The organism is Pseudomonas hamedanensis, assembly GCF_014268595.2.
Lineage (GTDB): Bacteria > Pseudomonadota > Gammaproteobacteria > Pseudomonadales > Pseudomonadaceae > Aquipseudomonas > Aquipseudomonas hamedanensis.
The window spans coordinates 2980866-3000969 of the sequence record NZ_CP077091.1; the positions used below are offsets into that span (position 1 = coordinate 2980866).

General features: G+C 57.7%; 16 protein-coding genes. 7 read left to right on the forward strand and 9 right to left on the reverse strand.

Annotated features, from left to right (window positions below):
* Positions 1-13 precede the first annotated feature (13 nt).
* Positions 14-805, forward strand: a complete 792-nt coding sequence (locus HU739_RS12945) for an IclR family transcriptional regulator (RefSeq protein WP_186547215.1) — start codon at positions 14-16, stop codon at positions 803-805.
* Positions 806-835: 30 nt separating this feature from the next.
* Here HU739_RS12945 and HU739_RS12950 read toward each other — a convergent pair whose 3' ends face one another.
* The 4 genes from HU739_RS12950 to HU739_RS12965 form a co-directional block, all read right to left on the reverse strand.
* Complete coding sequence (locus HU739_RS12950) at positions 836-4300, reverse strand: dermonecrotic toxin domain-containing protein (RefSeq protein ID WP_186547216.1); 3465 nt, start codon at positions 4298-4300, stop codon at positions 836-838.
* A 163-nt stretch (positions 4301-4463) separates the two neighbouring features.
* Entirely contained in the window at positions 4464-7019 is a 2556-nt protein-coding gene (locus tag HU739_RS12955; RefSeq protein ID WP_186547217.1) for a LuxR C-terminal-related transcriptional regulator, read from the reverse strand.
* A 138-nt stretch (positions 7020-7157) separates the two neighbouring features.
* A complete protein-coding gene (locus tag HU739_RS12960) occupies positions 7158-8525 on the reverse strand; it encodes a DUF1329 domain-containing protein (protein WP_186547218.1) in 1368 nt (455 codons plus the stop codon).
* Positions 8526-8548: 23 nt separating this feature from the next.
* Positions 8549-10342: a DUF1302 domain-containing protein gene (locus HU739_RS12965; RefSeq protein WP_186547219.1), complete on the reverse strand. Its 1794-nt coding sequence runs from the start codon at positions 10340-10342 to the stop codon at positions 8549-8551.
* Between the two features lie 624 nt (positions 10343-10966).
* Here HU739_RS12965 and HU739_RS12970 point away from each other — a divergent pair.
* The 4 genes from HU739_RS12970 to HU739_RS12985 all read left to right on the forward strand — a co-directional run bounded on the left by HU739_RS12970 (position 10967) and on the right by HU739_RS12985 (position 14328).
* Positions 10967-13330 carry an S-type pyocin domain-containing protein gene (locus HU739_RS12970; protein ID WP_225922834.1) on the forward strand — a complete coding sequence of 788 codons (2364 nt, stop codon included), beginning with the start codon at positions 10967-10969 and terminating at the stop codon, positions 13328-13330.
* Complete coding sequence (locus tag HU739_RS12975; protein ID WP_186547220.1) at positions 13327-13596, forward strand: immunity protein; 270 nt, start codon at positions 13327-13329, stop codon at positions 13594-13596. Before HU739_RS12970 ends, HU739_RS12975 begins: the two co-directional genes overlap by 4 nt.
* 73 nt (positions 13597-13669) lie before the next feature.
* Positions 13670-13927: an immunity protein gene (locus HU739_RS12980; protein WP_186547221.1), complete on the forward strand. Its 258-nt coding sequence runs from the start codon at positions 13670-13672 to the stop codon at positions 13925-13927.
* A 143-nt stretch (positions 13928-14070) separates the two neighbouring features.
* The gene (locus HU739_RS12985; RefSeq protein ID WP_186547222.1) at positions 14071-14328 is read left to right on the forward strand and encodes an immunity protein; all 258 of its coding nucleotides are present in this window, start codon (positions 14071-14073) and stop codon (positions 14326-14328) included.
* A 51-nt stretch (positions 14329-14379) separates the two neighbouring features.
* Here the strand turns inward: HU739_RS12985 and HU739_RS12990 are convergent, their stop codons facing one another.
* From HU739_RS12990 to HU739_RS13005, 4 genes are all read right to left on the reverse strand, one after another.
* Positions 14380-15291 (reverse strand): SDR family oxidoreductase, encoded by a 912-nt coding sequence (locus tag HU739_RS12990; RefSeq protein WP_186547223.1) that lies wholly within the window; start codon positions 15289-15291, stop codon positions 14380-14382.
* A 153-nt stretch (positions 15292-15444) separates the two neighbouring features.
* Positions 15445-16347, reverse strand: coding sequence for an alpha/beta fold hydrolase (locus HU739_RS12995; RefSeq protein WP_186547224.1), 903 nt, complete (start codon positions 16345-16347; stop codon positions 15445-15447).
* The gene (locus tag HU739_RS13000; RefSeq protein WP_186547225.1) at positions 16347-17129 is read right to left on the reverse strand and encodes a class II aldolase/adducin family protein; all 783 of its coding nucleotides are present in this window, start codon (positions 17127-17129) and stop codon (positions 16347-16349) included. Before HU739_RS13000 ends, HU739_RS12995 begins: the two co-directional genes overlap by 1 nt.
* A 204-nt stretch (positions 17130-17333) precedes the next feature.
* On the reverse strand, positions 17334-17789 hold the full coding sequence (locus HU739_RS13005; RefSeq protein ID WP_186547226.1) for a flavodoxin: 456 nt from the start codon (positions 17787-17789) through the stop codon (positions 17334-17336).
* Positions 17790-17942: 153 nt separating this feature from the next.
* On the opposite strand from HU739_RS13005, the gene HU739_RS13010 reads away from it, so the two are divergent.
* Together HU739_RS13010 and HU739_RS13015 are read left to right on the forward strand one after the other, a co-directional pair.
* Positions 17943-18419, forward strand: a complete 477-nt coding sequence (locus HU739_RS13010; RefSeq protein ID WP_186547227.1) for a PAS domain-containing protein — start codon at positions 17943-17945, stop codon at positions 18417-18419.
* 54 nt (positions 18420-18473) lie between these two features.
* Entirely contained in the window at positions 18474-19079 is a 606-nt protein-coding gene (locus HU739_RS13015) for a hypothetical protein (RefSeq protein ID WP_186547228.1), read from the forward strand.
* 3 nt (positions 19080-19082) lie between these two features.
* Here the strand turns inward: HU739_RS13015 and HU739_RS13020 are convergent, their stop codons facing one another.
* Positions 19083-20042, reverse strand: coding sequence for a MerR family transcriptional regulator (locus tag HU739_RS13020; protein WP_186547229.1), 960 nt, complete (start codon positions 20040-20042; stop codon positions 19083-19085).
* Positions 20043-20104 lie beyond the last annotated feature (62 nt).

The window sequence follows — 20104 nt, forward strand, 5'->3', positions numbered from 1 at the left end:
ACCCGCCAGCCCCATGGAAAAAACCAGCGACAGCAACGGCAAACAAAAAGTCCGCTCCGCCGAAGTCGGCACCGACATCCTCAAGGCCCTGGCCGAGTTGTCGCCGTCCACTTCGCTGTCGCGCCTGGCCGAACACGTACAGATGCCGGCGAGCAAGGTGCATCGCTATTTGCAGGCGTTGATTGCCTCGGGTTTTGCCGAGCAAAACGCCGCCACCAACCACTACGGTCTCGGCCGCGAGGCGCTGCGCGTGGGTCTGGCCGCACTCAATAGCATGGACGTGGTGAAAGTCGCCGCCCTGCCCTTGTCCGATCTGCGCGATGAACTCAACGAAACCTGCTTCCTCGCGGTGTGGGGCAATCAGGGCGCAACCGTTGTGCACATCGAACCGGCGGTGCGTGCAGTGACGGTAGTGACGCAGTTGGGGTCGGTGCTGCCGTTGCTCAGCTCTTCCACGGGGCTGGTGTTCAGTGCTTACCTGCCGCACCGGGAAACCGATGAACTGCGCGAGCAGGAGATCACCGTTGCGCAACATCCGCTCAAAGACGAAAAAGCCTATACAGCGCTGTGTCAGCAGATCCGCGAACGCGGTCTGCATCATGTACATGGTTTGTTAATGCCGGGTGTGGATGCGCTCTCGGCACCGGTGTTCAACGCGGTCGGGCAGATCGCCGCCGTGCTGACCATCGTCGGCCCGACCTCGCTGTTTCACGCCGACGAAAACGGCCCGGCGGCGCAGCGGTTGCTGGCGGCGACGCGGGCCGTAAGTTGGCGAATGGGGTATGAACAGCAGCGTATCGAATGAGTAAACGAGCGCGTAAGTGCTCAGTAACGATCAACGCACCGTTGTTTTACTCAGCCCGTACTCGGCGCCCTCCATTAATGTCTTGAAGAACTCGATCAACATCTCCTTGGGTTCTTCCTGGCCAGTGTAATAGGTAACCAGTTCGGCGACCGTGCGCGCGTCTTCAAACAGACTGAGAAACGAGCGTTGGGCATGGGTGATTTCTTTGACGGGCGCACCCGCCGCCGCTGCCTTGCCCAGCGTCAACAGTCCGGTCAGGGTTTCTTTTACATGCCCCAGTGCAGCGGCATAATCACCTCGCCTGTGCGACTGCGAGGCGTCATAGATGCTTTTCATCATCTGGACGGCGACTACAACCGTTCCCACCGGAGGCACCAGCAAACTGACGATATTCGCAGCTTTCAATAGATTGTCGTAGACAAGACCGGCAATCAATTCATTCAAACTGGTAGTGCGCTCGTCGATATCACTCAATACCCGCCGCACCCGCTCATCATGGAAGGTGTAGAGATCCGGCAGCTTCGCGCGATTCTGCGTCCCGATCTGCGGTTTGCTGTCCACGGTTGCGACAAGGTTGTCGAAATAGTCGTTGATCACCTTCTGATCGGTGAGCAATATTCGCTTGCTGTAATACTCCCTGAAGGGTCCGAATCGAAAGCGAATCGAGGGAACGAATTCTGCGATTGGCCGGAAACTGACAAGATCTGGCGCGTCGGGTGTATAGAGCAAGTTCATAAAGCCCGAGGTCCGTTTCACGCGGAATATATAAACGCCCCCTACCGTGCGATCCCAAGCCGTCGTCAAACCGAGCGAACCGATGTTGAATTTATATAAACCCACGTCGCCTTCAGAGATATCGTTCGCAATCGGCTGATAAGCGCCGCTCTCTTTCAGGCTATCGATCACCTGCTGAACAGCAGAAAAAATCTCGGACGATAACTTGCCGCCAACAAAATCGGCGACTGCATTCAGGTGCATTTCACAGCGGATTTTCCGCGCATGTACAGCACGTATGAATACGTAGTCAGGATGCGCCTTGTTCTGGAACTTTTCTTTCAGCATCGCGGTATATCTATCGCCGGGTCGAAAGGTTTTCGACAGCGAAGACAGATCACGAATATCCAGCTTGTCCACCGCCGGGTGATTACTCAGCAAATAATATTTCGGGCTGTATTTGGTTTCGTAGGCGGGAGCGACCGCCTCAAACGCGATTCCTTCAAGCAAGAGATCGGTAACGCTCTTACGAAACGTTTCGGTCTGAACAATAATCCGATCAGGATCAACAGTAACGTCGCTCCCACGAGTGCGCAAAATTTCTTCAATCTGAGCTTTCACTGCATCATGGGTGAACTGCTCGAACGATGGAAAACCGTTGTCTCGTGCATCGACGGTTGAAAGAGCCTTGAGTTCAGTGGTCAACCGGGAATAGCGCATGCGACCTTGAAACCCCAGCGCCCGATAACCTGTCGGCGCAATTGCCTTGTGTTGGGCAACCTCGGCCCGGTAAGCGACGTTTACATAATCAACCAATGGTGTTTTGGCATCGAGGTCGAGATTGGCCAGTGTGGTATCCAGTTCGTACCGATAGCTCAGTTTAGCGCCGGTGCCATTGAGCAAGACGCCTGCGTCATGCAAATACTCCGGGTGAACCAATAATGCTGCGTATTCGCGGCTTGCGGACAACGCAGCCTCAATCCAGCGGTTCATGGCAAAAACGTCGGCGAACTTGTGCAGCTTGAACGGACCTTCAGGACTGCGCAAGAACAGCAGACACCCCGAGTACCCTTCTGCGGTGAAAACAAGTACATCTTTCAAGGCTGGCGCTTGTAGCCTGATTTTCAATCCGTGAATGGCAACCGACGAATCACTGGCCATTGCCCGGGCAATAATCCTGGCGTCAGTGTCGGTAAGGTCACCTGAGTGTCGAGCAACAAACAACTCGAACTGCATCTGACCGAAGAAATAATCACGATAGGCTTGCTGATATGCAACAGAAGGAGACGATGCAAGATCGCTGACAAAATCCAGACGCAGATTGCGCTGCACCAACCATTGCTCAAGCGCAGCGGGCGTCAGCCGGCTTGCGCTGGGTACGCCTGTGATGCTGAGACTGGCGCGATAACCGTTATCATGCAGACCGAAAACAATGAACTCGGTCAGCGTTCGGGTTTCTTCGTGGTCAATGGTGCGGCCTGCGATTTGCAGGGTGTACGAGCTCCGCACGGTGATGGATTGTGGGTCCAGTTGTTCACCCAGCACCCTGTCGGCCCACTCCGAAAACGTACGCTGCACATAATCTTTAAACGAAAAGCACGCCTCGGATGCGCTTTGATAATCGACCAGATATTGATCTTTCGATGCCTCAAGTTCGGTGTAGCGTACTTGTACATCAGCGTTCGCCTGCTTCAGCCAAAGCGGCCACTCCGTCCGTTTCAATGCCGCCCACAGCAAATAAAAGCGGGTGTTGATACCGTAACGCAGCACCTGCATGCCTTGATTATCCTGCAGCACGGAAGTCAGCGTGGTTTCCAGTTGATCACGGCTATTGGAGAGTAACGATACGCTCTCCAACTGACCTTTGAGATGAACCTCAACACAGTAGGCATGGGGATTCTGCATGGCTTTTGGGTAGTTGATCTGGTTGCTTTGCAAGGACAATCGAGCCTGCAGCTGGCGATGCAAGTCGGTGTTTTTCTCAAAAAACTCAAAGCCGTTCTCAGGCGTGTGCATGAGGTAGCAAGTCGACTCATTGAGCAGTTTCATCTCTGCATCCGGGCGCTCAGCGTTGTCGAGAACGAAACAGGGCTGGAGCGAATCGAGATAATCCCGTCGTGGTTGCAGGCTGACTTCAAACATTCCGCGGCCTGTCTCCGCGTCGAGCAGAGAAGCGAATCGCTCGCCCCAGTGGGCATCGAAATTGTTGGCCATGACCGACAGCGATAGCTCTGCACTTGCCACCGAAGCGTACGCCTGAATAAACGCCTGCTTGTTGGTCAGCGATAGCGCTTCAGAGCGTATGGATTTAACCGCTGCCGCCCAAAACTTCCCGATCTCGGCTCGCAGCGTTTTTTCCAGTCCGGCAGTCACTGCCGCGATCAGATCTTCGACAACAAAAATAGTGAGCCCGCTGACTTTGAATTGATCGTCCAACGTGTCCGGCAGCACAAATACCCCGTCACCGCCCATGATGTAGCCGGGGGTAACATTATTGTCCACGCAATAAAGCGTCACCTGCCAAAGAGAGCCCGACGGACGGTTATCACTGGGCTCAAAAGCAGGGTCCGTATTGATATATACCTTATCGATATCAACACTTTTACCCAAGCGCTTCAATTCCGCTTCAAGCATATTACGCAAGATATCGTGCACGCTCGGCATCGCGTCGATAATTGCAAAAAGTTCGGCCTTTGCCCGGCTTGCCTTCTCCCACTCCTCTGTCCACGTGACTTGATCACCTACTGTGTCACGCATCAAACTTTTGAATAACTTACTCATGCAATATCCTGCCTTACTATCCAGAGCTGCGTTTGCAGCCACTGCAGATAGTTGCAAGGTAATTACTTTTTTAGTTAGCAAGAAGCCCAAATACTTTACAAAGCATGCACAACAAAAAGACATACAGCCTTTCATTACTACTGACTACTAACTTCAAACAATCTCAATCCAGTATGCCCATGGCTTTTGCTTTCGCCACCGCCTGGGTCCGGCGTTCCACACCCAACTTCCCGTTGATTCGCCGGGCGTGGGTCTTGACTGTATGTAAGGAAATGAAAAGTTGCTCTGCAACTTGCTGATTCGATGCGCCTTGGGCAATCAACATCAGTACTTCGCACTCACGGCGACTCAGGCACGGCGCCAGCTTACTGCTCTCGGACTGCGGCGCCGCAACAGCCGTGACGGACTCTGTGCCAGCACTGCCTCGGCGTAACTGCCATTCGCGCATGGCTTGATGCAAATGACAGCGCTCAACCAGCATTCGAGCCCGCTGCAATGCCTGTTGTGCCAAGGCGCTATCGCCGTTCAACTCTGCCAGTTGCACAGCGGCCAGCAGTAATTCCGTTTCCATGGTCAGCAAGCCCTTGGCCTGGGCCTGCTCCAATAACCGTTCCAGAGTCGGGAGAGCGTTTTCGTCTGGATTCAATTGCGCACTGGCGCAGGCCAACAGGTATTCGACACGGGTGATCAGTTCGAACGTCGCGGGTGGCGCCTGGAGCGCAGACGGACCGCGGTAATGCCGTAGCAGCCGTGCCAACGCCTCATGCGCCAGCTGCGGTCGGCCTTGCTGCAACCAGAACTGGCTACTGATTTGCAGCACGACGCCGCGATAGACCGTATCGGGAATCTGTCGCTGCTGCATGACCCTCTCGGCCTCACGCAAGCGTTCGAACGCACCGGCGTAATCGCCGCGATTACCCGCCAGTTGAGCCTGGCCCAGATAACCATACAACACGCGCTTGTCGGCACTGCGCAAGCAAGCTTCAAGGCCTTGGGTGAACAACTGCGCAGCCCGCTCTTCGCGCCCCATGCACAGCGCCAGCCGCCCTCGCCGTAAAGCAATGCGGCCAAGCAACGGCGTGGGGACGACCCTGCGCTGACGCAGTAACTGCTCGATATCCATGAGCAGACTTTCAGCCCGCACAGGGGCTCCGCGCTGTTCAAGCCATTGCGCATGGTCAAGTTCAAGCACCGCCTCGAACAGCAAGGAGCCCTGAGCACGCGCCAGGCACAAGGCCTCGCGGTTGATGGCATGGGCCTGATCGAGTTCACCGCACAGTAATGCTTGCTGGGTCAGTCCCGACAGGCACAACACACGCGCCTGCCAGGCATCGGGCGCCAACGCGGCCAACGCCTCCTGAAAGCAGGCGCGCGCCGCTGCCATACGCCCTTGCAAGTGCAAAAGCCACCCTTGTTGCGCCTGCCAGCGCGCCAGCAGTTGCTGTTCCAGCTGCGCCGCAGGCTGTGGCATGAAGCGTGACAGGTGAGCCATGCAGTGTGCGGCCTGTTCGAAACGACCGGCAAAGAGCAAGGCGCCAGTGACCAGCCCGATCAAGTGCGGGGTCATCAGGGTCAGCTCCTGGCTCTGGTGCTCATGTAATCGCAACAACAGGACAACCGTCTGGTCTTCATACAGGTCTTCACAGCTCAGGTGCTGCGACAGGCTCACGGCAGTTTCGTATTCTTCGGCCAGCAACGCCTGCTCGAAGGCCGCCCGCCAATCCTGCGCCGCGGTCAACCATTGGCAGGTTCGCCGATGCCAGGAGCGCGCGCACGGCCAATGCGACGCCTGCATGATTCGCGACAATGGCGGGAACACCTGCAGCCAGTCGCCCGCCTCGTGCCAGGGTTCGATAAAACATCCGAGTACTTGCAGATCGTGCAGCAGCTGCGCGCCCTCTCCGGCGCCAAACAGGTGTTCACACAGCGGCGCGTTGAAGCGCGGCAAATGAGCCAGCACACGCCATGCTTCGGCTTGCTCCGGCGTCAGGCTGGCGAACAGTTCGTGTTGCAGATAATCGAGCAATGTATCGACACGCTGCCGGGGCTGAAGGTGTTGCGCCCAGTCGCACTTTTGCAGCAGCGCCATGCGCGCACCGGCGCACCAGCCGCCGGTGCTCTGGAGAATACCGGCCGCGACGCGGGCAGCCTGCTCTGGCGGCAAGTGGTGCAACACCGAGGTAACTTCATCTTGCGTCAGGGCCAGGCTGGCGCGCTCGCATTCGTACAGCTCGTCATCCAGCAACAAGCGCGGCCAGTTGCACTGTGGCCGACGCCGGCTGCTGATCCAGAAGATCAGCGCCGGGCTGCTGGCCGTCAGTAGCAGATCAAGCAGAGCATCCAGCGCCGGATTCGGCAGACGGCTGTAGTCATCGATAAACAGCCAGGCAGGCCTGGACCACGCCGCCAGCGTCCCCAACAGCCGCGCCTCGCCAAGGTCTTCACTCAGCCCGAGCGCGCGGGTCAGTCGCTGGCAGAATTCTGTACGGCTGAGCGCCACGCCGGCCAGCGGTAACCAGATCGTCTCGCAGCCTGCCGGGGCCTTAAGCAGGCACTCGGTGAATAGCGCGGTTTTGCCGCTGCCGGCGGGCGCGCAAATCAGCCGGACCCGTGCCTGCGACTCAAGCAATGGCTGGCACAGACGCGCGCGCGGCTGATGATGGGAAGCAAGCCTGGGGAGAAATCCGGGGCGATCCAGGCACGGAGTCATGGCGGTCATCGCGTCAGCCTTCTTATCGTTGTGCGATCACCCTAGCCCTCTCCACGGCCCTTGTTGACGAGTATTCAGCGCGCTGATTGACGGCCATAAAAAAGGCGACCGTGCGGTCGCCTTGTGTACAGCTTCGTCGCAGAGCAGTTACCTCACGCCCTCGGCGCGTAACGCCGAAGGTGTGTAATCGGCGGCCTTGGCTTCGAAGCCGAATTCGAAGCTGTGCTTCTCTTCGTTCTTCATGCCCAGGGCAATGTAGCGGCCGGCAATGATGTCGTAGAGCGCTTCAAGGGTGTAGGCCGGCGTCTGGTGATCGTAATAGAACTGAGCATGCCCCTCTGCTACTCGCCACAGCTGGCCGCGCCCGTCGTAGTGGTCGACAAGTGCGACCTGCCAGCTGTCCTCGTCGATGTACATGTGGCGCTTGGCGTAGATATGCCGCTCGTTGGGCTTGACCGTACCGATCACTTCCCACACGCGGTGCAACTCATAGCGTGTCAGGTCCTGATTGATGTGCCCGGCCTTGACGATGTCGTCGTACTTGAGCTTCGGCGAGTCGAGCTTGTAGCTGTTGTACGGGATGTACATTTCCTTCTTGCCGACCAGTTTCCAGTCATAGCGATCCGGCGCGCCGGAGAACATGTCGAAGTTATCCGACGTGCGCAGACCGTCCGCCGCCGTACCCGGCCCGTCATACGCTACCTGCGGCGCACGGCGTACCCGGCGCTGGCCGGCGTTGTAGATCCAGGCCAGCCGTGGCTCCTTCACCTGATCGAGGGTTTCGTGCACCAGCAACACGTTGCCCGCCAGGCGCGCCGGCGCGGTCACCGACTGTTTGAAGAACGTCAGCACATTGGCGGCTTTTTCCGGGTCGATTTCCTTCATCAGTTGCGGCACGGCGATCTCTTCTTCGAAGCGGATCGGTGTGTAGCTGCCGTTGGTCTGTGGCGTGACCTGGGTGATGATCCGGCGCAGGTTGCCGCCGTGATAACGGGTAATGTGGTTCCACAGCACCTCGACGCCATTCTTCGGAATCGGGAAGGCGTAGTAGCGGTTGCCGGTGAAATTGGCCAGGCCGTTGCCGTCGTTGATGGTGGTCACATTCAGTGCACTGCGCTTGGCCGATTCATTGATTTCCGGCGGCACGGCGACAGTACGGTGGCTCGGGTAGACCGGGATCTTGTAGGTTTCGGGGTAGCGCTTGAACATCGCCACCTGGCCATCGGAGAGCTTGCTTTTGTACTGATCGACGTTCGCTGCGGTGATAGTGAACAGTGGTTTTTCATTGGCGAACGGGTCGGCGAGAAAGCCTTTGCTGTCCACCGCGCCGGCGTTTTTCGGGATACCCCCGGTCCACGCGGGAATCGAGCCGTCAGCGTTGCCGGCCTTCTCGGCACCCAGCGGGGTCAGGCTGGTGCCGAGTTTGTTCGCTTCGTCCGGCGACACCGCCGCCATCACATTGGCCGCCAGCAGACTCAGGGCCAACACCCCGCATTGCAGAATCATTTTGCGCATTGCAGTCATCCTTCTCGGGCAGATCAGAAGTTCACGCCGAAGCTCAGGGCCACGAAGTCACGGTCTTCAAGGACGTTGTAATCGCCGCCGAAGAAATCGGTGTAACTGAGGCTCGCGGTGTAGGTGTTGCGGTAGTCGGCATCGATCCCGGCGCTGATCGCTTTCGCGCCTTCGTTGAACAGGCCGTTGGGGCCATAGCCGGCGACATCGTGCGACCAGGACAGGTTGGGTTTGAGGTTGATCCCGCCAATCACGTTGGCGTAATCGAGGATGGCGCGGGCGCGGTAGCCCCACGACGTCGAGGTCACGAAACCGTCAGTGTCGCCGCCGAACCCGTACTGGCCGTACACCGAGTCGCGGCCGTAACGCAGATTGCTGCGCGACTCCAGGCCACCGACATGCACCACCGCCGCTTCGCCGACCACGGTCAGGCGCTCGGCGCCCAGGACCTGATCGAAGAAGTGCGTCAGGGTACTCTGCACTTGCGTCACTTCTTTGCGGCGATAGCCCTTGTTGTCAGCACCTGGCGCGGTGGCCAGTGGCGACGCCGTGCCGCCGGCAATCGGATTGAGCAGCGCCAGGGTCAGGTCGTTGGTGTTGACCTGCACCGGTGCGTTGGGGCGGTAGCTGATCTCGCCGGTCCACGCGGTGCCGGTCGGCAGCGTGGTGGAGAAACTGGCGCCATACAGGCGAATGTCTTCCGGATAGTCGAGGTAGTAGCTGCCGCGCCCGAGCATCACACTCTGCGCCAGACCGGCACCGCTGCCCGGCGCCAGACCGTTGGCAATGCCGACCATGCCCGGCAGCGCCGCCAGGGTCGAAAGGCCCGCGGTGGTGGTGCCCACGTTTGGTGTGCGGCTGTGGTAGTTCATGAAATAGAGGCCGTACTCGGTGTCTTCGCCAAGCCAGCGCAGCGCCGTGCCCCACTGCCCGGAATCACGCGCGTCACGATCGCCGCCACGGGGAATCACCACGCCCTCACGGGTGACCTGAATGCCTTGGCCGAACGCGGTGGTCAACGGCACCAGCGGGGCAATGGCCGGATTGCCGACGGTATAGCCGTTGTTGCAGCCGTCCGCCGCCACGTCAACGCCGAAGAAGGTGCCGCAGTTGTCGAGGACCGTCTGGTCCCACTCCAGTTGGTAGAAACCTTCGATGGACAGTTTGTCGGTGAGGCTCTGTGAACCAAACAGCATGTTTACCGGGATCAGACCTTCCTTGATCTCGGCACCCGGGCGACGGAATGCGGAAACGTCGATCGGGTTAATGCTATTGATGGAGTTGCCGATGAAGGTACTTTCGCCCCAACTCACCACCTGCTTGCCGGCACGCACCGTGCCTGGCAAATCCGCGATGGTGTAGTTGTGGTAAACGAAGGCATCGAGAATCTGCGCGCCAGAGGACTTGGCGCCCTCCTTGCGGCCGCTGTCGCTGATCTGTTTGAACTCGCGATCTTCGTCCTTGAGTTCGAAGTCGTACCAGTACTTGCCACGTATGAATACGCCGGTATCGCCGTACTTCAATTCAAGGTCGTGAATGCCCTTGAAGATCTTCGAGAAGGTTTCGCCCTTCTTGAAGTTCAAGCGTCCGTCATCACCGGTCGAGGATTGCCCGGTGCCACCGTTGACCGTGCCGACCAGCGACTTGTCGGCATCGCGCATGCCCCAACTGGACCCGATCGACAGCGACGAGTCGAACGTCCCCTCGATTTCGCCGATATTGAATGCAACCGCGTGCGCCTGGGAGCAGCAGCCCAGCGTCACCGCGGCTGCCAGCGCCTGCGGTGTGAAGATGGCGCGCATTGTTGTTTTTGTCATGCGTCTTCCCCGGTGAGTGACAGAAGGCCCCACCCTACTGCCGGGATGTCAGGTCGATAAGCGCACCAAGGAGGTATTCGCGCTGTCGCTCGAAAGGATGAATGCCCTGCCGAGGCGCGCCATTGCGCCGTCCATGGATCGGCTGGATGAACAATCATCAGTCAGGTCCATGGTGCGGTCCGGGGCCGGCGGACTGTTGCATGCCCCGTAACAGTGCATGTCCGGAATCGGTATTTTTCCTACAGGATTGAGACCGTATTCTGAAGGCGCTTTCACGGGTAAGCCGCAAAGCACGAAGCGCTGGCCTTTGCGTAACTCAAGCCGCCGCTGACAGGTTTCAGATGAATCGATGATTTCGCTTTGTCGCCCGCTGTTCACTGACGTTGATTTGTAGCTCCTTGATCCAACGTCTTACTTTGGCCGCTGCGTTTGCAGCGGCCTTTTTTATGCCTGTTGAAAATATCGAAACTCTGGTCCTACAACGTTTCCGAGACCACTATCAGATATTTCTCTTCTTGCCGAGGAACAATTAGCTCGCTGTTAAAAAACAGCGAAAGCACCTTCAAACCAACTCCCTCTTACTGACAACTTTCTCGGATTCGTTACCTGCGGATCTGTTGTAACTTGAAACGCATCAACTATTCGCTGATGACGCTTATAAACCAGCAATGGATCATCGCGTTCTGCGCACCTGTCACGCACATTCAAAAGGATATGAATATGCAAAAGCCTCCGCCGTGGGAACTAACTGAACCTGTTCACACGACAGCTATCGCACCGGACCACATTAATCCCGCGAGGCCTTCAATAGGCAGCCATCGTTACAACGGCACTTTTAGTACGACTCGCAACTCCGCGCGTTATCAACCGATCCTGCAAAGTCACATCGGCATTCTGGAAAGAGAGTTCCAGACCAGTACCACCCAGATCCCCCAGACCCTTGAAGCGCAATTAGCCGCAACACGCCAGGAAGAGTCGACTCATCCACTACCACCGGCGGCCGCGATAATCCGTGAGCTTGGCGTGCGCAACAAACTTATCCAGCGTAAAAGCGCGGAACTGCAACATCAGACCCACCTGTCCCACGGTTTTTATGGAAGCGACCCCACCAATAAAAGCGCCGATCAATTTCTTTCCCGCGCACAGGTTGTTGATAAAACCCTAAGACCCGACGGGCCGGGCATGACGCTGTGGAAACAATCCTACCGCGCAGCCCTGCAAGCAAAACTGCTGACCCGGCAACTGGCGCTTTTGCACGAGCAGCAAGTCAACGTGCACAACTGGCTGGCTGCCGTGCAAGCCAACGACCATGCCCAGGCCGCTGCGGCAGAAGCCGCGCGCCAGGCTGCCGAGCAAGCGCGAATCGCCGCCGAGCAGCAACGCCAGAGAGACATCGCCGAAGCTGCACGTCGTCAGCGGGAACAAGCAGAAATTCGCGCGCGGGAGCAGGCTCGGCTGGCTGCACTCGCTGAGCAACAGCGCGTGGCAGCCGAGCAAGCGCGCATAGCCGCTGAACAGAAACGCCTGAGAGACCTCGTCGAAGCTGCACGCCTTGAGCAGGAACAGACAGAAATCCGTGCACGTGAGCAGGTACGGCTGGCTGCACTGGCGGAGCAACGGCGCCTGGCTGCCGAGCAGGCGCGTGCCGCTGCCGAAACGGCACGAATCAATGCCGAAGCTGAAGCTCAGGAAAAAGTACGAACAGCTGCCTTGAAAGCAGCGCAGGCAGAAGCCGAGGCCCGGGCTGCAGCTGCAGAACAGAGTCGTCTTCAGGCTGAAATGGAACAGCGCATCGACGCGACTCAACAGCAAAGCCTTCATCCCGCCGAAATGCAACAGGTGTACCCGGCATCAGGACCAGTGGCTTCCACCGCTCCGGCGTTCTCCTTCGCCTCAACCGCCATTCGCCTCAGTCCAGCAACGTCCTCCGCCATTCTCACCGCAATGCGCACGGCGTTAATGACTGTCACCGCGACGGGAGCCGCACTGTTCGGCAGTCCGGTGCTGATTGGCTTCGCGGCCGTGCTGATGCCATCACGCCTGGGCAATGGCGAGCGGTTTGCCGTGAGCGTGCCATTTTCCGAACTGTCATCGGAGTCTGCGCAAACACTGCGCGAAATAGCCGATCGCCAAGGCGCACTGGAGATGGCCGTGGGCCTGGGCGTAAGGCCAAGCGGTATTGGCGCGGAAGTATTCGTGGCCTCGACCGACAACTTTCATATTCGCTCAAGTGTGCTGGTCCTGAACGCGGCTTACGACTTGCTCAACGACGTGTATGAACTCGCGCTGCCGCATTCGCCGACGGACTTTCTGACCTGGACACCGGCCACCTCGCCGGGGGACAGCTCGACCGAGTCACCCATGGTCGACACCGACTCTCCTGCCTATTCAGGTGCTCCGATTGTCCCACTTGAAGGCCGGCTGGATCTGAATCCGATTCTGGTTGAAGGCTGGGAAAGATTCATCATCGTGTTTCCCGATGACTCGGGGATTGCGCCGTTGTATGTGGTGTTCAGCGACCCTTACGAAGGAGCAACGGTTAAAGGCAAATACAGCGGGCGCGGCTTCAATCCCGAGCAAGCTGGAGGGCCGATCCTCGATTTGGATTGGCATACGGCGACGATCACTCGATCCGGCATCGACGCTGTGAAATTACATATCGCCAGGCTTGACCAATCAGATGCCAACGAAATCATGATTCAACGTCTGGAAAGAATTTTGAGCGGAGACCGGGAACTCACCGATACGGATTTACGCTATTACACTCATGAGATTCGCGAGTTGGAAAGATTTCGGGCGATGCAACTTACGGATGACTTCAAACCTGATAGCGGATCTCCGGTGTGGAACAATGCCCACGCTGCGACTTTGGAGGACTACAAACTGGGCAGCGACGAGCATGTCTTGTACTCACCGGACGCGGTTCGGGCAGGAAACAGCCAAACCGCCCGGATATATGAACAACTGGTTAAAGGAACAAAGCAATGAGCCGGATCGAGAAGATTATAAAGAACGAACCTGTGGTGGACGTTTTGACAGCCTTCGGAATCGGACTGGCGTATCCGTCGCTGGATAGAATGATTGGTCGCTATAAATTCGAGCTTATTGCCAACGGTGAACTTCTGAAAATCTACACGCAGCTTTTCGAAGACGGAGTGCTCGCTAATGGAGACGGTCCCGTTCCGATTAAAGGCCCCAACTGGAAAGCTCCAAAATTTTTAACTGAAGATAAATATTCAGAAAAAGGTAATTGACCATCAAGCCGGCAATTAAAGCAATGAATACTCAAGATCAACGAGAGCATGCAACTGCCTGAGGACTTGGCCGATGACCACTATCGAGAAAATCGTAAAGAATGAGTCAGTGGAAGATGTACTGACCGTGTTCGCACTCGGCTCCGCCATCCCGTCTTTGGACAGAATGTTTGGGCGTTATAGATACGAAGTTATTGCGAGCGGTGAGCTGCTAAAAACCTATGCGCGTCTTTTCGAACAAGGCGTGTTAGCTAATGGCAACGGGCCGATTGCCGTCAAAGGACCTAACTGGCGAGCACCAAAGTTCATGACTGACAAAACGTACTCCTAGACAGCGATATCGGCCACCACGTCCAAGCTTGGTGGTCTCCACCCCGGTCGGGCAGCGATGAAGTTGTGTTGCGATGTCGGACGCGGCTCGGGCAGGAGCCAACAGAACCGAAGATATCAACATCTGCTTAGAGGAACAAACCAATGAACCGGATCGAGCAAATCGTAAAGAACGAACCGATTGCGGACGTCATTTCACTTTTTGCACTGTGTTTCCACACCATGCGCATCGATCAAATGTATGCGCAATATTGCCAGGACACTATTACCCATCGTGTATTTATAGACACATACCAGTCGTTGTTCAGAAAAGGCGTCTTGTCCTACGATGAAAATGGAAAAACCATCAAAGGTCCTAATTGGACACCGCCGGCGTTCATGACGGATAAACGCTACGACTAAAACAGAAAAATCCACCCGACTATCACTTCATTAGCCGGGTGGTTTGAGTACCTAGAGCGAATACTTCTGCAAATTCGCCATCATTTCCTTCAACGCCTCAATATTGTCCTGCGGATGCGCCGCACCTTCGAAGTCGCAAATCTGCTGCCAGTGCGCTGCCACATCTTCCGGTGAAAACCCCTCGCGCGGATCGAGCCCGGCGCCGAGGCTGCGCTCCCAGCGCACTTTGCCCATCCACCCCCCGCCGACTTCGAACAACCCGGACGTCTCCTGACATTGCTCACTCGCCAGATAAACTACTAGCGGACTGACCAGTTCCGGCTTCAGTTGCTCGAACACTTGCGGCGGGATCAGGCCTTCGGTCATGCGCGTGCCGCCCGTTGGGGCAATGGCGTTGACGAGGATGTTGTTCTTGCGACCTTCAATTGCCAATGTGCGCGTCAAACCGTACAGCCCGAGCTTCGCCATGCCGTAGTTGGACTGACCGAAGTTGCCGTAGATGCCCGAAGTTGATGCAGTGAAAATCACCCGACCGTAGTTTTGCTCGCGCAAATGCGGCCAGGCGGCACGGGTGACTTTGTAGGCACCTTCGACGTGGACGCGATAGACCAGATCCCAATCAGCGTCATCCATCTTGTGAAACGATTTGTCGCGCAGGATCCCGGCGTTGTTGACCACCACGTCGACGCGGCCGAACGCATCGAGAGCGTTTTGCACCAGTTTGTCGCCGTCGGTGACCGAGTCGTGGTTGGCTTCGGCAGTGCCTCCCGCGGCGCGAATTTCGGCGACAACGCGGTCGGCAGCAGACGCGTTGGCGCCTTCGCCCTGAGTCGAGCCACCGAGGTCATTGACCAGCACCCGGGCGCCCTGTTTTGCGAACAACAACGCGTGAGCACGTCCGAGTCCGCCACCGGCTCCGGTGACAATCACGACTTTATCTTCGAAACGCACAGGCTCGTTCATCGCGGCAACTCCAGCTGGCCAAGGGATAATGATCCCGAGTGTCAGGCACCGCGCTTTGGGTCACAACGAATACGACTGAGGCTGAATGGTGCGCGATAAGGCAGGGGGATGATCCAGGGTCCGAGGGCTGGGAGGAAAGTCCTCCCGGCGTCATCACGAACAGGCGACTTTGCGCGGTGGCAATACAAGATGGGTGCGAAACGCCAGATAGTGCTCGAGTACCTGCACCGGCGCTTCGATCTGCGGATAGTGGCCAATGCCCGGTAACACTACCGTGTCCGCGTCAGGGATCAGCTCGCGATAACGCTCCACCATGTGCACACCGGAGATCGGGTCGACCGCACCATCGACCACGCGCAGGGGAACATCCCCGCGCTGCATGGCGGCCACCCAACGCTCGCGCTGGACCCGGCGTTCGGGGATATAGGTAATCAGTTTGTGCATGATGCGTGGCCCGCGGTTGCTGTCGACCAGACTCCAGAAATCGTCCAGTTCGCTTTCGCTCGGCTGGGTCTGCGGGCCGAATATTCGCTGAAAACCTTTGACCAAGGCCTCGCGACTGAACGCGCGGCCCAGTAGCCAGCCCAGCGGGCTTAGCAGCAGTTTTTGCATCAACAATGGGCGATGGGTTTCCGGAAACAGACCGCCATTGAGAAACACGCAACTGGCGACGACGATTCGCGCCTCGTAGTGCCGCGCGAGCAGTTCCTGCGCGACGCTGTCACCGTAGTCATGGGCAAGGACATGCACCGGTTGCTCGACCTGCAAATGGCTGAGTAATGCCTGCTGCAGATCGGCCTGTTCCAGCAGGCTGTAGCGGTGATTGAGCGGCTTGGCCGAATCACCGAAACCGAGCATGTCGCAGGCGATCACCCGATAGCGCTGGGCCAGCGGTTGCCACAGGTAGTGCCAATCCCAACTGGCAGTCGGAAAGCCATGGATCAGCAGCAGCGGCTCGCCCTGCCCGGCCACCCAGTAACGGATCGTCTGGCCCTGAAAGACAAACGTCCGGCTGCGTTTACGCCAGACACACAGAGGAATCTCGGCAAGAGGCATCAGAGTTTATATCCGGGGTCTTGTTTATCCAGTTTGCGCAGCAGCGCCGGCCAGGCCAGCGCGCCGCCCATGCCTTGAGCGCTTTTGGTCACGCCGGCAATCATCGCCTTGGCGCCCGCGAGGATCTGCGGTTCGATGGCAATCAGCTGCGCACCGCCGGTCTGCGCCATGACCTGAATGTCGCAGGCGCGCTGAAAGGTGAACATCATCAGGAAAGTGTCGGCGATGGTGCCGCCACAGGTCAGCAGACCGTGGTTGTGCAGCATCAGAAAATTGTTATCGCCAAGATCAGCTTGCAGCCGCGCCTTCTCTTCATGGTTCAGCGCCACTCCTTCGTAGGCGTGGTAGGCCAGGCTCGACAGCACGAACAATGATTGCTGGCTGATCGGCAATACGCCCTGCTGTTGCGCCGACACCGCGACACCGGACGCGGTATGGGTATGCAAGACACAGACGACGTCGTGCCGAACCTCATGTACCGCACTGTGGATGGTGTAGCCGGCGGGGTTGATTTCGTAGGGGCTGGCCATGAGTTTATTGCCGGCCTGGTCGACTTTCACCAGGCTTGAGGCGGTGATCTCATGGAACATCAGACCGAACGGATTGATCAGGAAATCTTCGGTGCCCGGCACCTTGGCGGATATGTGCGTGAAGATCAGGTCGTCCCAGCCATGCAGGGCGACCAGCCGATAACAGGCGGCGAGATCAACACGGGTCTGCCACTCAGCAGCACTGACCTGGTCTTTGACGTCAAGGGACGACGGGACGGGGGCTACGCTCACTGTGTGCACCTCTGCGTTCTTCTTGTTCTGCTGGTGTCAGCAGTCTAGTCAGACGCAGGCCATCGCGTAGTTGCATTCGCAGCCAGCTTGATGACTGAACGAGTCAGCGGTGCAAACCGCTGGCGTCCTGTCAAAGCACCGACGCCAGCGAATCTGCAGAAACCCGAGTGAGCCGGCGCTTTTGACGCCTGGTAAATACCGCGGTCAGCCCTTGAGTGTGTCGATCAGTTTTGCCAGCCAAGGCTCGGCATCGGTCTCCGGGGTAACACTTTCACTGGCGTCGATGCGCAGCATTTCCTGCACTTCGCGCACTCCCAGTTCAGCGAACAGTTCACGTATCTGCTCGCCACCGCCACAGAAGGTGTCGCCATAACTGGCATCACCGAGGGCAATCACCGCCCCCGGCAAGCCGCGCCATGCAGCGGGCAATTGACCGCGGATAGCCGAATACAAGGGTTGCAGGTTGTCTGGCAGCTCGCCCATGCCTGTGGTCGAGGTCACAGCGAGGAAAGCTTCAGGGCCGAACGCGTCAATATCGGCCAGCGTGGCGCGCGAATTGTAGAAGGCTTCAAAGCCAGCGGCTTTCAGCAGGTTCTGGGCGTGGCGAGCGACTTCTTCGGCGGTGCCGTAGACCGAACCGGAGAGGATGGCGACTTTCATCAATCTGATCCTGAAACTGAAAAAAAGAGCGCCGATAGTAACAGTCCGACGCGCTGCGCTGCGATCGAATCTCAACAAGCGACGATAGCCAGTAGACAGCACCGAAGGTTCTTCTAGAATGCAGCCGACAATAACTCGCAAAGGGCTTCACGGATGATTAATGCCAGCTTGCTGCAAATGGTAATAAACGCATCGAACGACGGGATCGTGGTGGCGGAAAAGGAAGGCGAACAGGACAACATTCTGATTTACGTCAATCCGGCGTTCGAGCGTCTGACCGGCTACACCAGCGAAGAAATCCTTTATCAGGACTGCCGGTTTCTACAGGCTGGAGACCGTGATCAGGACAATCTGAGCTTGATCCGCGACACCTTGCGCGAGGGAGGCGCATGTCGGGAAATCCTGCGTAACTACCGGAAGGATGGCACGCCGTTCTGGAACGAGCTGTCGCTTTCGACGGTAAAAAACGCTGACGACAGGCAGACTTATTTTGTCGGTGTGCAAAAGGATGTAACGGTTCAGGTCAAGGCTCAGCAACGAGTGGCTCAGCTCGAAGCCCAGGTCGCGGCTCTGGAAGCCGAACTGGCAGCGGTCAAAGCGACGAACGGCGCAAACAAAACCGCGAACTAACGGTCATTAACTACAATCACCAATGACTTTGTAATTATACCTTTCGAGCACGCCATGCAACGCGACGCCCTCCTGACCCAGGATGAGCTGGATTTCATCCAGACCATGCAGCACAACCCGCAACTGAATGTGCGGGATGCAACGTCGAGTCTGCTGGTTAACGGTGGTTCGCAGATCCGCGACCTGCTCACGCGTCTGGCCGCTCATGAGCAGGTGACTATCCAGGCCAGCTTCGAAAACCAGCAGATGACCTTCCCCTTGCATCTGGTCGAAGACGAGTTCCACGCGTTGCACCTGCGCCTCGGCGTGCCGAGTATTTACGAAGACGGTCCGATGGTGCGGCCTTGGCGGCTGGTGCTCGAAGAGCCGGTCGCCCTGGAGAACGTCAAGGGACAACCCGGCACGTTGTGGGTCCACGAGGTTTCGCACAAAGGCGTGCTGCTGGAAGTGCGCAACAAGACCAAACCACCCAAGCACTTTGCGCTGTGGTTCAGTCCTTCGGGTTACGAGCGGATTTCATTGCGCGGCAATTTCGAACGGGAAACCGAAAACGGTTTTTACGCCTACGAATTGAGTCAGACCGACACCGACGAAACCGAGCGCCTGCGTCAGTACATCCTGCAACAACATCGCTTGACGCATCCGGCCCTGCATGCCTGAGCGTCAGGTATCCAGCGTCCCGGCCAGAAACTGCAGCATGCGCTGCCGCATGGTCGTCCCTTCGTTCCCCAGGCACGCAATAGAAGATCCGGCCAGGCTCTCCTGCGCCAGATCCGACGCGTCGCCCGCCAGCATCAACTGACAATCGAGGCTCAGCGCCAGCCGTTTCAGGCGCCGCGGCAATTCGGTGCCGGGCGCGTGGTTTGAAAACACGACCAGTGCTTCAGGACGGACCTTTTCGCAGACCAGCGTCAGCTCATCGAACGGCTGGCCGGTGGGCAGCAGGCGTACGCCGCAATCGTTGCCGCTGAGAAACAGCGCGGCCACCAGCAACTCCAGTTCACGACATTGCCCGGCCAGCGCGCTGACGATGATCCGCCGTGGCTGAGAGCCGCGCAGCATGATAATCCGTTGCAGCACCCGCACCCGCAAGAAGCCATCGAAGAACAGCCACTCACTGGTTTGTCCAAACGCGTCCTGACGTTGCAGCAATTGCCGCCACAAAGGCATCAGAATCTCCTGAAACACCACCGACAGTGCGTAGGAAGAGAAGATCTGCCCGTAGACTCGATCCAGCTGCTGATCGTCGAATGCGCTGACCGCCTGCTGGATCTGCTCCTGCCATTGCCGATAATCGGCCTGTACCAAGTCGTCGGAGATGAGGTGTGCCAGCACTTTAAGCGGCTCGGTCCGGGCCAGAATCTTGCCGACTTTGCTCACGGCAACACCGCGATCAATCCAGTCGACGATGCTGCGAACACGCTCGATATCGGCCATCGAATACAGCCGATGACCACTTTCGGTGCGCGTCGGCTGGATCAATCCATAGCGCCGCTCCCAAGCGCGCAAGGTTACCGGGTTGACGCCGGTCAGCCGCGCGACCTCACGGATGGGGAACAGATCTGCGCGTTCGACCGCAGCAGACACCTGCAAAGCAGGGCTTGCGTCCGTGATGACAGGCATAGGGCACTCAACTTCCATGTCGGCTCGATTGGATCCCATTCTACCCTCCATGTCCTATCGAC